This window comes from Candidatus Avelusimicrobium caledoniensis, assembly GCF_902756455.1.
Taxonomy (GTDB): Bacteria; Elusimicrobiota; Elusimicrobia; order Elusimicrobiales; family Elusimicrobiaceae; genus Avelusimicrobium; species Avelusimicrobium caledoniense.
Genome location: NZ_CACVRB010000014.1, coordinates 103416 through 115715, shown reverse-complemented (window position 1 = coordinate 115715; position 12300 = coordinate 103416). Strand labels below are relative to the sequence as shown.

The 12300-nt window shown below is 47.0% G+C and carries 10 protein-coding genes and 1 tRNA gene; 5 read left to right on the top strand and 6 right to left on the bottom strand.

Translation table 11 applies throughout. The features are described 5' to 3' along the window. Nucleotides 1-61: 61 nt before the first annotated feature. The 5 genes from ACQY2W_RS04555 to ACQY2W_RS04535 all read right to left on the bottom strand — a co-directional run bounded on the left by ACQY2W_RS04555 (nt 62) and on the right by ACQY2W_RS04535 (nt 3591). Complete coding sequence (locus ACQY2W_RS04555) at nt 62-583, bottom strand: ferritin-like domain-containing protein (protein ID WP_428049826.1); 522 nt, start codon at nt 581-583, stop codon at nt 62-64. Between the two features lie 111 nt (nt 584-694). Continuing rightward, on the bottom strand, nt 695-1219 hold the full coding sequence (locus ACQY2W_RS04550) for a type IV pilin protein (protein WP_428049824.1): 525 nt from the start codon (nt 1217-1219) through the stop codon (nt 695-697). Nucleotides 1220-1823: 604 nt separating this feature from the next. Further along, nucleotides 1824-1898, bottom strand: a tRNA-Asp gene (locus tag ACQY2W_RS04545). A gap of 84 nt (nt 1899-1982) precedes the next feature. Then, nucleotides 1983-2882 (bottom strand): UDP-N-acetylmuramate dehydrogenase, encoded by a 900-nt coding sequence (murB, locus tag ACQY2W_RS04540; RefSeq protein ID WP_428049822.1) that lies wholly within the window; start codon nt 2880-2882, stop codon nt 1983-1985. Nucleotides 2883-2889: 7 nt separating this feature from the next. Then, nucleotides 2890-3591 carry a hypothetical protein gene (locus tag ACQY2W_RS04535; protein ID WP_428049820.1) on the bottom strand — a complete coding sequence of 234 codons (702 nt, stop codon included), beginning with the start codon at nt 3589-3591 and terminating at the stop codon, nt 2890-2892. A 93-nt stretch (nt 3592-3684) separates the two neighbouring features. On the opposite strand from ACQY2W_RS04535, the gene ACQY2W_RS04530 reads away from it, so the two are divergent. The 3 genes from ACQY2W_RS04530 (at nt 3685) to ACQY2W_RS04520 (ending at nt 7147) form a co-directional block, all read left to right on the top strand. Then, nucleotides 3685-5226, top strand: coding sequence for a phosphoglucomutase (locus tag ACQY2W_RS04530; RefSeq protein WP_428049818.1), 1542 nt, complete (start codon nt 3685-3687; stop codon nt 5224-5226). 91 nt (nt 5227-5317) lie between these two features. Then, on the top strand, nt 5318-6427 hold the full coding sequence (locus ACQY2W_RS04525; RefSeq protein ID WP_428049816.1) for a hypothetical protein: 1110 nt from the start codon (nt 5318-5320) through the stop codon (nt 6425-6427). 132 nt (nt 6428-6559) lie between these two features. Then, nucleotides 6560-7147, top strand: a complete 588-nt coding sequence (locus ACQY2W_RS04520; RefSeq protein WP_428049814.1) for a type IV pilin protein — start codon at nt 6560-6562, stop codon at nt 7145-7147. A gap of 5 nt (nt 7148-7152) precedes the next feature. Here the strand turns inward: ACQY2W_RS04520 and ACQY2W_RS04515 are convergent, their stop codons facing one another. After that, the gene (locus ACQY2W_RS04515; protein ID WP_428049812.1) at nt 7153-7695 is read right to left on the bottom strand and encodes an NUDIX domain-containing protein; all 543 of its coding nucleotides are present in this window, start codon (nt 7693-7695) and stop codon (nt 7153-7155) included. 61 nt (nt 7696-7756) lie between these two features. Between ACQY2W_RS04515 and dnaE the strand changes: the two genes are divergently transcribed. Then, the gene (gene dnaE, locus ACQY2W_RS04510; RefSeq protein WP_428049810.1) at nt 7757-11257 is read left to right on the top strand and encodes a DNA polymerase III subunit alpha; all 3501 of its coding nucleotides are present in this window, start codon (nt 7757-7759) and stop codon (nt 11255-11257) included. Nucleotides 11258-11779: 522 nt separating this feature from the next. Beyond that, the gene (locus ACQY2W_RS04505) at nt 11780-12298 is read left to right on the top strand and encodes a type IV pilin protein (protein WP_428049808.1); all 519 of its coding nucleotides are present in this window, start codon (nt 11780-11782) and stop codon (nt 12296-12298) included. Nucleotides 12299-12300: the final 2 nt, after the last annotated feature.

Sequence of the window (12300 nt, the reverse complement as noted above, 5' to 3'; positions counted from 1 at the left end):
ATAATAGTTTACATAAAACAGCCCCCGGACAACTCCGGGGGCTGTTTTTGCAATAGCTGATTTATTTTTTCTTACATTTGCACGCGATGTTAGGTAGTACTACTTCGTAATCGGCGGCTAAATCTTCCAATTCTTGTTCGTGTTCAATTTCTTCTTGCAAGATTTGGCGGACGATATGAGATGTAATCAGGTCTTTACCAAATACATATTTAAGTAGTTTATTATATACTTCTATGGCACAGCGTTCGCCCTGTAAGTTTTGCTTGAGGATGTTGGATGCCTCGTGATTTTTCGGCTCCAAATAGCCGCACGTGCTTTGTTTGTACCACTCTGCCGGACTGAGCACCGGCGTGCCGCCCAGTTCAATAATGCGTTTGGCGAGTTTTTGCGCGTGGTCTAACTCCTCTTTGGCGTGTTCTTCCAGTTCCGGCCGAAGTACCGGGGCCATAATGCCGCTGGCAATTTGCGCACCGGCCCAGTATTGGTAATAGGCCAACCACTCATCACTAAAAGCTTGATTGAGTAGCCGCACTACTTCGTTTACGTCCAATCCGGCGCACGCTACAATTTTCCGTCCTGTCATTCCCATAATATACCCCCTATAATACAGGTAAGATGTGCGCGGTACGTTCGCCCGCGCAACATAGTATATCACTTCGCACGTCTGCGCTAGAGTGCGAAAAAGGGTTAGATTTTAGGGAAGGACAAAATAACGATTATTTCCGTCATCAATGAGCGTTCCACCCAAAGATAAACAGGTTTTTCGTTGTTCGTCTGTCATACCGATACACCGTCTGATAATGGTTCCGGATGTGCCATACCAAACATCCATGGGAGGCACCTTGGACTTGCTGAGTTGCGAATGACTTAAATCATTATTATCGGTACCCAGTTTCCAGTAGCAAACAATATGCGGATAATCTCCGTCAAAGAAACACCGTACATTGGATATAGTAATCAAGCGATTATTGCCCGCGGAATATCCCAATGTACCGTTGGGTAAAATATCCAGTTGGTCAAAGCTGGTGGCATATTCGCCGTTAGCCAAATAATACGCTTCTTGGCTGGTGGCAATAGCGTTACCGATAGTCTGCAACTGTACAAAGCGGCTTTTGGCAACGGCCTGTTCGTATTTGGGCAAAGCTACCGCCGCTAAAATGCCGATAATGAGCACGACGACTAACAATTCAATGAGTGTAAATGCTTGGTTGTTTTTCATATTGTTTGCTCCTATTTTTTCCGTCCCTTTATTATCGTTTTTTTTTTTGATTTGTCAAGCAAAATTTGTTGATGTATAAAGAATGCACAGAGGTTGAATGAAGCAAAAACGAGAGATATAGGGAGGAAAACTGTAAATGTAGGGAAACAAAAAAACCCGCTCAAGGCGGGTTTCAAATTCATACGGAGTCGACGAGAATTCGGGCACAAGTCGCTTCGCTGACGCTACGCGCTCGCGCCCCCGGCTCCCCATGCTCGCCTTTCGTGCGGATACGGCCCGCACTCAAACTCGCATAAGGGTCCGCCTTTCGAATCTCGACGCAATACCAAGCAGTTGGTATTGCTCGATACTCCACAAAATTAAAAAGCCCCCATCCGGGGACTTTTAAATTTTACGGAGTCGACGAGAGTTCGTCCTGCGTCAATTCCCTGACGGGAATTGCGCCCGGAACCGCCCTCGCGGTTTTTGCCTTTCGCGGCTTACGCACGCTCAAACAAAAACATCGCTCCGGGCTTCGAATCTCGACGCGGCATAAAGCAGTTTATGCCGCTCGATACTCCCCATAAATTTAAAAACCCGCACAAGGCGGGTTTTTAAATTCATACGGAGTCGACGAGATTCGAACTCGCGGTCTCTGCCTTGACAGGGCAGCGTGTTAACCAGGCTACACCACGACTCCAAACAACATAAATCATTGGATATTTATATTATATCTTACAACGGGGCCGTGCGTCAACTTTTCCGTAAATGCCGACGGAAAATATTATTCAAATTCGCCCCACAAAATTTGTTCCAGTTCCAATTCTACGCCGTGTTTTTCTTTTACTTTTTGGCGTACTTGCTGCATCAGTTCGCGGATATCTTCCGGCGTGGCGTGATTGAAATTTACGATAAACCCGGCGTGTTTTTCAGATACTTTGGCCCCACCTACCGACAAACCACGCAATCCCGTGTCGTCAATCAACCGCGAGGCGTAATCGTTAGCCGGACGTTTAAATACACTGCCCGCGCTGGGAAATTCCAACGGCTGTTTTTCAATGCGTTTGTGTAAAATAGTATTGCGCGTTTCGGTCAGTTGTGTAAAATCGGCTTTTGTTAATTTAAATCCGGCCGACAACACGATATAATTTTCTATTCCTTCTACGTGGCGGTAAGCGTATTTGATATCTTCTTTCAAAATAGTTGCCGGGCGGCCTTGCTTATCAATCACGTCAAAATACGCCAGTGTGTCAAATGTTTCTTGCCCAAACGCTCCCGCGTTCATATACACCGCTCCGCCGATACTGCCCGGGATGCCGGATAGTTTTTCCATGCCGGCTAGACCCGCGTGGCAAGCAATTTCGCACACTTTGTCCAGGGCAGCTCCGGCTTGGGCTTTGATGTGTTCGCCTTCGGTGGAAATTTGTTGCATGCGTTTGGTGGAACACACTATGCCCAGCATGCCTTTGGAGCCGACTAAAATATTAGACCCAAACCCGATAATATGCAAAGGGATATTGTACGTAGCGGACAATTTGAGCACAAAACTCCACTCTTCCGGCGTGGCCGGATACACATACGCCTCCGCCGGCCCTCCGGTGCGATAGGTGGTATGGCAAGACATCGGCTCGTCAATTAAACAATGCTCGCCGAAAAAGTTTTTGAGTTCTTGCTTATAGTCCATGGTTTAGTTAGAAATTAAGCCCAACTCCGGCTTGAAAACCTGCGTTGCTGGCGGTTTGGGTATACGCACCAAACACATAGAACAACGGCAACGGGCTGACACGCAAGCCGGCCGTCCAACGGGCCGCTTGATCGGACGTGGAGCGGTTGGTTGCCATTTTGCGGGTAGATAAATCGCCGTAGTCGTAACCGACGCCCAAATACGGGGTTAAAAACAGCACCGTAGCGGAGGCCACCGCGGAAAATGATAAGTGGTCCGTCGTGTACCAATCGGTTTTGGCGCGGTCGTAGAAACCGGCTAATGTTACGTCAAAAAGTTCCAATACATTGTAGTCGTATTTAAGCCCGACGCCGATAGATTCAAACCCGTTAAACGCGCTGCCGCGTAATGCGACGGTCGTGTTAATAACTGGCACTAAAGTTTCTGCGGTAATAAAAGGGGTGAACATATAATCTTCGGAAGAGATATCGTTTTTGCTTCCTACTTTCACGCCGCCAAAGGTTGCCCCAATGTCAAACCCGGGGAACGAGGTAGCTTTCCCGGTGTGGAAATCATTTAACCCGATTAAGGTGTTGATGTCTTTATTGTACGCCGACAGATTAGAATTAGCGGTGTAGTGATCGCGGAAGTCGTCGGAAATGTTGGTAGAGGCAAACGCGACGACGGGCAAGATAAATAAGCTGGCTACAACAGATAATAGTTTTTTCATACTGGCTCCATTTGTAAATTTTAAAGATATATAATATGATAGAAAAAGACGCACGCAAGTGCAAGATGTCCGTTCATTTTAAGGAGAAGATTTATGGTTAGCGAATTGGCCGGAACGCTTACAACGCAAAAAATTGATACGCAATCTTTACGCCGTGCTTTCTACGAGCCGGACCAAACACCTGTGCCTGTAAAATTTGGAACATCGGGTCACCGCGGAACGCTGGGGGAAGGATTTTGTGCGTTGCATGCTAAAGCAATTGCACAAGCTGTTGCGCGTATCCATTTGGAAAATCATATTACCGGGCCGATTTTGGTCGGCGGCGATACGCGGCTAATGTCGCGCGATACGGCCACGCTGTGTGCCGAAGTGCTAACCGCCAACGGACTTACGGTTATTTTGCCGGAGATTCCCGTGCCGACGCCTGTTTTCTCGTTTGAAATTCGCAGTGGGCGCGCGTGTGCGTGTTTGAACGGAACGGCGAGCCACAATCCGCCGCAGGAAATGGGGCTTAAATACAACCCGTCTAACGGCGGTCCTGCCGACGGGAAATTAACGGCGCAAATTGAAAAATACGCCAACGAATATATGGCCGATCCGCAAGCAATTAAAACGATGCCCCTTGATCAGGCCCGTGCTAAAGGACTTGTTAAAACAGCCGATGTGATTACGCCGTATGTGGAAGCGTTAGGTAAAAAAATTGATTTTAAAAAAATTGCTGCTGCCCCGTGCAAATTTGCCATTCATCCGCTAGGTGGCACGAGCTTGCCTTTTTACCGGGCGATTAAAGAAAAATACGGTCTTACCAATGTAGATATTGTGAGCGAAGTGCAAGACCCGACGTTTTATTTTATCCCGCTAGACCACGACGGAAAAATCCGTATGGACCCGTCGTCTAAATATCCGATGAAACCGCTTATAGAACTCGTGCAAAACGGCTCTTATTCTTTTGCCGGTGCGAGCGATCCGGACGCGGACCGTTTCGGTTGTGCCACTTCCAAAGGCGGTTTGATTGCGCCCAATCACGCCCTTTGTGTGATGGCCGATTATTTGGTGCGTCACCAACGGGTGGCGGGGGCTACGGCTATTGGACGCACGCTGGGCACGACGGCCCTTTTGGACCGTATCGCCGCCGATCACAAGTTAGAATTGGATGAAGTCAACGTCGGTTTTAAATACTTTGTAGACGGGTTAGATAAAGGCCGCTATGTGCTCGCGGGCGAAGAAAGTGCCGGGATGTCGGTTAGCGGTTGGACGACGGAAAAGGACGGCATGTTTGCCGTGTGTCTTTTAATGGAAATTCAAGCAAGTGAGGGCGATATTGCTGCGCTTTATCAAGGTCTGACAAAAAAATACGGCGTTTCGCACTACACGCGCGTGGATATCCCGACCGACGCCGCCACCAAACAAAAAGTCAAAGCCATGAAGGCGGCCGACTTTACGGCCACGCACGTCGCGGGCGAAAAAGTAACCCGCGTGCGCGATACGGACGGCCTTAAAGTCTATTTGGAAAACTCATGGTTTTTGGTGCGCCCGAGCGGCACGGAAAATATTTTAAAAGTCTACGCCGAAACATTTACGGACGAACACCACTTGCAAGAGCTCATCAGCGAAGCGCAAAAAATTCTGGCGTAACTTGCGCCGCACCAATTAGGTCAAAGGTCCTAGCGCACACTAGGGCCTTTGACTCTTTTTTTACGTCCTAAAAAACAGCATACTATATTATATGAAACGTTTTTTGATTGTAAGCATTAGTTTATTACTGGCTGCTGTGTCCTCCCATGCGCAGATTTTTAGGGGGATTAAGTTTCCCAAGGGAGGGCGCATAGATGCGTTTTCTGCTTCGTGGGCACCGGAAACAGTGGAACTTTTAAACGTAAAAGCGATGCGGCCTATTTATCGGGCCGCGCAGCAGAATTTTTCCCAAAATTATTTATTTCAATCGGCTCAACGCGGCTTAGTGCAGATAAAGTCCAAAAAAGGCGGCGAAGTGATGGGAACGGGTTTTTTAGTGATGTTAAATAATGTTCCCTACATAGCTACGGCCCGCCACGTAGGAGGCCGCGTAGGCAATACCGTAGTAGCGGAAGTATTTAATGAGCAAGGTACCCCTTTGGAATTTAAAGTCAAAATTGCCGCAGGTGGACAGCGGGGTATTCACTCGGCGGATGTTGCTTTAGCCGCGTTGCCGCCAGAGGCGTTGCGCGGGGGAGCCAAACCGTTTACCTGGGCCGCGCCAGATTTAAAATTACCTGCTTTTTCGCTCGGATATACCGAAGGACTTTGGAAACACCGCGATATTTTACCTATGGAGCGGCGGTTTTTGTCAGCTGGGCAGTGGGATTTAATCGGCACGCGCCCTGCCCTTGCGCAAGAAAATCCCGACGAGCCGTTTGGATTTAGCGGCTATTGCGGTTCGCCGGTGTTACAATTACAAGCTAACCGCTGGAAAGTGGTGGGTGTACACGTGGGCAGTTGCGGCATAGCCGCAGAGCCGGAAAAGAACCGTAGTTTTGCGGTCAATCTCTCAGAAACGTTACCGTTGCTTGACCGGCAGTTACACGGGGAAAAATTGGCGGCATTGACCCGCCCGGTAAAAATCTTCGGACAGGAAGTGGGGCAATTAGATTGGGAAGAACGCGTAGCGGCTATACAGGTATACGGCGAGAACAGACTGTTGTTTGAAAAACAACTCAACGGATGGGATCAAGTGTATTCCGATGAACATGTGGAATGGTTGCTTGATGAGGTGCCTTGGCAAAGCGGAGATTTGGTGATTATCCTTATTGAACGGCGGCGCGGGAGCGTGCGGGATATAGAATATACAATTCCGTAACAAATAACTTTTTATCTTTTTGAAAAAGACCTCCAAACGGAGGTCTTTTTTGCTGTGCTGCAAAATAAAACAGGGGGGTTGACATCGTTTTTTTTTTTGCTACATTTTATTTAATGGAACAAAGGAGGTCGTATGAAAAAAGAGCATTGTTTTAAAGCCGTTGTAGGTCAGGCTATGCCTGACATCAAACAAGGAAAGATGTTTCTGCCGAAACATTGTCAGGTGAAACCTGACCTACATAAAGGTTTTACGCTCATTGAATTATTAGTGGTAGTTTTAATCATCGGTATTTTAGCCGCGGTGGCGTTGCCGCAATATAAATTTGCCGTTGCCAAAGCGCGTATGACACAATTAATTACCTTAGGCAATTCTGTCAAACAAGCCGAGGAACGGTATTATTTAGCTAACGGACGATATACCACCGATTGGAGCGAGTTGGATATTGGTTTGACGGGTACTATTAGCGGAACTTATTTTTATTCAGGCGTCGGATGGGGTGCCCAACTTAGTAAAGTATGGGTTGCTTTATGGGACGCTCGTATAACAGCAAACACTAACTTGCGCTTATATTTTATGTTTGATAACGGAGGATCTGTTGGTAAGCGGTGTTATGCCCGTACAGACAATGTGCTTGCCAACGAAATATGTAAACATTTCACACGGCGTCAATCTTCATCAACAGAGAGCGGCGTGTGGAACATCTATGTGTGGAACGATTAGCCGGTTTATGCTTTGCAATTCATCTTATACCACTGCAACGCTAAAATAGTTTTGGCGTCGGTGATTTGGCCGTTTTTAATCATCGCATAGGCTTTTTTAAGCGGGATTTTTTTGACGTTAATAAACTCGTCGTCGTCCAAATCGGTGTCCCCGCGGCTTAGCCCGGTGGCTACATAAAGATGTTGCACTTCGTTGGAAAAAGCATTACACGGGTGAAACACTAAAATTTCTTTGAGTGATTTGGCTTTTAGTCCCGTTTCTTGTTTCAGTTCCGCGCGCGCACAGGCCAAAAAATTTTGCCCCGGCTCGCGTTTTCCGGCGGGAATTTCCAGCGTAGTTTGACCAATCGGGTAGCGGAATTGTTCCACCAAATATACAAACCCGTTTTCCACAGGCAAAATACCGCTTGCGCCGCGGTGCTTTAAATAAATGCGTACGCTTTTGTTGCCGTCTACTAATTTTACTTCGTCTAATTTTACGTCCAACACCCCTTTGTATAAGGTTTGGGAAGAAATCTTTTTTTCGTTTAATTTACTATAATGTTTCATAGATACATTTTACCTTTTTTAACCTCTCCCGTCTAAAACCGGGGCCGAAACAGGAAATACCATGGCTGAATTTGTACAACTACATAACCATACCGAATATTCACTCTTAGACGGTATGTTGCGCGTGTCGGAAAATCATAAACCGTCCCAATTTTTGCAAGGGCTGGCCAAACAAGGCATCCCTGCCATGGCTATTACCGACCACGGTAACCTGTACGGGGTGCTTGATTTTTATGCGTCTGCCAAAGACGCCGGTATTAAACCGATTATCGGGTGCGAGTTTTATATTACCGAAGGTAATTATAAAGAAAAAGATAAATCGCGCACCGGACACCTTACCCTACTGGCCCGCAATCACGAAGGGTATCTTAATTTGATGAAGTTAAACTCCATGGCGTGGGTGGACGGGTTTTACTATCATCCGCGCATTGATAAAACTATTTTAGCCCAGCACGCAGGCGGGCTACTGTGCATGTCGGGCTGTTTGAAAGGGTTTTTATCGCAATACGTACGCGAGCCGGGCGGTATGGAAAAAGCGTGTGCGCTTGCTAAAGAATATGAAAGTATTTTTGGCAAGGGCAACTATTATATTGAACTCATGGACCACGGTATCCGCGAAGAAGTAGAGTCGCTGCCGCTTTTAAAAGACGTAGCTAAAATGACGGGTATTCCCGTGGTCGCCACGAACGATTGCCACTACGAGAAAAAAGAAGATTGGGAAGCGCACGACGTGCACGTTTGTATTTCTACCGGCAAAACGCTCAACGACCCTAACCGGATGAAAATGTCGCACGAGTTGTATTTTAAGTCGCCCGAAGAAATGTGCAGTTTGTTCGCCCACACGCCCGAGGCGTGCAAAAATACCTTAGAAATTGCGGAAAAATGTAATTTGGAATTTCCCAAACACGGGTTTATCTTGCCCAATTTTGATATCCCGCCGGAGTATCCCAACTCGCAAGAGTATTTCAAAGATTTATGCCGCAAAGGGCTTACTAAAAAGATGAACGGCCACGTGCCGGACAATTACTGGAAACAATTAGAGTATGAATTTAACGTCATTATTACCATGGGGTTTGATTGCTACTTTCTCATCGTGCAAGATTTTATCAACTGGGCCCGCGCGCACGATATCCCGATCGGCCCGGGGCGCGGCTCGGGCGCGGGGTCGCTCGTGGCGTACAGCTTGGATATTACCCGCATTGACCCGATACAAAATAAACTGCTTTTTGAACGCTTTTTAAACCCGGACCGTATCAGCATGCCTGACTTGGATATTGATATGTCCGACGCCGGCCGCGAACGCGTCATTGACTACGTGCGCGGCAAATACGGTAATGATAAAGTTTCCCAAATCATTACGTTCGGTACGATGAAAGCCAAACTGGCTATCAAAGATGTTGCGCGCGTGTTGGAGATCCCGCTGGCCGACGCCAACCGCATTGCCAAAATGATTCCCAACGATCCCAAAATGACATTGGAAAAAGCATTGGAAATCAACGAAGTGCGTAATGAGTTAAACAACAACCCGCAGAGTAAACGGCTTTTTGATATGGCGCGCAAAATTGAAGGGCTCAAACGCCATACGGGTATCCATGCGGCGGGGGTGCTGATTACCAAAGAGGCCGTTTCCGAATATGTACCGCTTGCCCGCGGGGCTAAGGACGTTATCACTACCCAATTTGAAGGGGAGCCGTGTTCTAATTTAGGGCTACTTAAAATGGACTTTTTGGGCTTACGTACGCTGACGGTAATTGACAATGCCGAAAAGATGATCCGTGCCCGCCACAACCCCGATTTTGATATTAACAAAATTCCATTAGATGATAAAAAAACCTACGATATGCTGTGTGCCTGCCAAACATTGGGTATCTTTCAGTTGGAAGGCGGCGGCATGCGCGACCTCATCAAAAAATTACAACCTACCCAATTTAGCGACTTATCTGCCTTGGTGGCGTTGTACCGCCCGGGGCCGATGGAGTCGGGCATGATGGATATGTTTGTGCGGCGCAAAAGCGGACAAGAAAAAATCGTCTACGAAACACCGTTACTAGAAGAACCGCTTAAAGATACGTACGGTTGTATGCTCTACCAAGAGCAAATTATGGAAATTTCCAAACGCTTAGGCGGTTTTACTCCCGGCGAGGCAGATTCGCTACGTAAAGCCATGGGCAAAAAGAAAATTGACATGATGGAAAAATTCGGCCAGAAATTTATGGCTGGGTGCAAGGAACATAAAATTCCCGAAAAAATTGCCCACCACGTGTATGAACAGATGAAGGCATTTGCCGGATACGGGTTTAACAAATCTCACTCGTATGCGTATGCGCTTGTGTCGTATCAAACGGCGTATTTAAAAGCCAACTACCCTATTGAGTTTATGTGTGCGGCTCTCACCAACGAAATTGGACACAACGCTATCGGTGCCGACGATAAAGAAAACAAAATCGTTACGTATTTGGCCGAAGCGCGCAAGTTGGGTTTTGAGATTTTACCGCCGGATGTCAATGCGTCCGAGCCGGACTTTTCCGTGGAAGAAAAAGACGGAAAAGAATGTATCCGCTACGCGTTAAACGCTATTAAAAATGCAGGCGAGGAGGCCTGTTTGGCGATTGCGCGCGTACGTAAAGAACACGGCAAATATACGTCTTTAGAAGACGTATGTACTCGCGCCGAACTGGCGGACGTTGTTAACAAAAAAACGTTGGAAAGTTTTATTAAAGCCGGCGCGATAGACAGCGTGTATCCCCAGCAAGATCCGCGTATTACGCGCGCGTACGGGTTGGCCAATTTAGACTCCGTAATAGAAACTGCCCACCGCATTTCCCGCGGACGCCAACAAACCAACACGGATAGTTTATTTGGCGACGAATTTTCGTCCATGCTTAGTGTCAAACAAACTAAACTGGTGCAAGCCGCGCCGATGAGCCGCGCGGAATTATTAGGATTTGAAAAAGAAGTTTTGGGGCTTTTCTTCAGCGGACACCCCATGGAAAAATACCAAGCCAATTTAGCCCAACTGCGCGCCACCCCCATTGTTGATATTTTGGAAGGCCGTGCTACCGGACGCTTAAACGTACTGGGTATTATTACGCTATTTAAACGCCGCCAAAATAAGAAAACAAAAAAAGATTGGGCGCAATTAGTCATTGAAGATTGTACCGGGTCGCTAAGCGTGAATGTGTTTTCGCGCACGTTTGAACAGGTGGGGGGGCTGCTAGCTCCTAACGCGATTTTAAATTTCTTAGGCGATATCCGCACCGACGACGAAAGCGCCAACATTGAGCTAAATTTGCAAGACGTCAGCAACATTACCGATTTGATGGCGAATGTCGCCAAAGAATTTACCGTGCGTTTGCCTGCCAACTATACCAAAGAATCGTTACAAAAACTCAAAAGTTATTTGGATATGACACGCGGCACAACGACGGTGTTTTTAGAAGTACCGTCTAAAGAAGATCCGTCCAAATTCCACCGCATCCGCACCAATAAGCGCGTTTTGTTGCATAAGGGACTGCTAGAATATATAGAAAACACGTGGGGCAACGCGTGGACCTTCAGATGAGAGCGCGCTGTTTTGGTTTCCATTTTTGAGCATCTAGGCCTTGCCTTGGACCTCACGTACTTGCGGCGCGTTGCGCCGTCCGGTGGCCGTACGTTACGGTCCAACTAGCAAGGTCTATCTATCTCAAAACTGAAAACCGGGTGTTGTCCTTGCGCTTATGCCGCGCTGTTTGTTAACAACTGATGTTATCTTCTATAATCGCGTACAACGGCACAAACAATAAGGTGTCATCCCCGAAAGTTTCTGTCGGGGATCTCCACCTTATAAAAAATGTTTGTGCCGTTGTTACTTGCTACCGATAAACAATTTTCCACAAAATTATTCTTGGGGCTATTTTTTGCCTGCCCATCCGGCAAGGGGCTTTCTGTATATATTTTTCTCTCGCTCGTCATCCCGCAGGGTTTCTATTCTCTCGCTCGTCATCCCGCAGGGTTTCTATGCGGGATATAGCGAGAGAAAAAATAAAACTTGACATCGTTTTTTTTTTTGCTACATTTTATTTAATGATAAAAAGGAGGTTGTATGAAAAACAAACAAGCATTTACGTTAATAGAATTATTAGTGGTTGTACTCATTATCGGCATATTGGCGGCGGTGGCGTTGCCGCAGTATCGTTTATCCGTGGCTAAGGCACGGTATGTGGAACTGAAAACCATTGTGGACAAAATCACACAAGCGCAGGAAGTTTACTACTTAGCAAACGGCACATACAGTAACCGTTTTGAAGAATTGGATATTGATCTTCCTGCTGGCGGTACGGTTAATTCTTCCTCTGCCAACAGATATGATTTTGATTGGGGCTTTTGTTATACGGGCTATAATGGGGACGGGGCTCGTACGGTTTGTTACAATACCAAGACGGGCTTTGGCTACGGACGGCGTCCTCAACATCTTCCGCAGACAGAAAATCCGGGGCGGCGAGTATGCTATCTATATAATAATACAGACGCAACCGATTGGCGCAATCAAGTCTGTAAACAGGAAACGGGCGCCATAAGCGGGCATATTTCAGGCAATCACCGGGCATGGACTTATCAATAATC

Coding starts and splice junctions, on each gene's coding strand:
- ACQY2W_RS04555 (WP_428049826.1), bottom strand. CDS start 583: ATGACAGGACGGAAAATTGTAGCGTGCGCCGGATTGGACGTAAACGAA.
- ACQY2W_RS04550 (WP_428049824.1), bottom strand. CDS start 1,219: ATGAAAAACAACCAAGCATTTACACTCATTGAATTGTTAGTCGTCGTG.
- murB (WP_428049822.1), bottom strand. CDS start 2,882: ATGGACTATAAGCAAGAACTCAAAAACTTTTTCGGCGAGCATTGTTTA.
- ACQY2W_RS04535 (WP_428049820.1), bottom strand. CDS start 3,591: ATGAAAAAACTATTATCTGTTGTAGCCAGCTTATTTATCTTGCCCGTC.
- ACQY2W_RS04530 (WP_428049818.1), top strand. CDS start 3,685: ATGGTTAGCGAATTGGCCGGAACGCTTACAACGCAAAAAATTGATACG.
- ACQY2W_RS04525 (WP_428049816.1), top strand. CDS start 5,318: ATGAAACGTTTTTTGATTGTAAGCATTAGTTTATTACTGGCTGCTGTG.
- ACQY2W_RS04520 (WP_428049814.1), top strand. CDS start 6,560: ATGAAAAAAGAGCATTGTTTTAAAGCCGTTGTAGGTCAGGCTATGCCT.
- ACQY2W_RS04515 (WP_428049812.1), bottom strand. CDS start 7,695: ATGAAACATTATAGTAAATTAAACGAAAAAAAGATTTCTTCCCAAACC.
- dnaE (WP_428049810.1), top strand. CDS start 7,757: ATGGCTGAATTTGTACAACTACATAACCATACCGAATATTCACTCTTA.
- ACQY2W_RS04505 (WP_428049808.1), top strand. CDS start 11,780: ATGAAAAACAAACAAGCATTTACGTTAATAGAATTATTAGTGGTTGTA.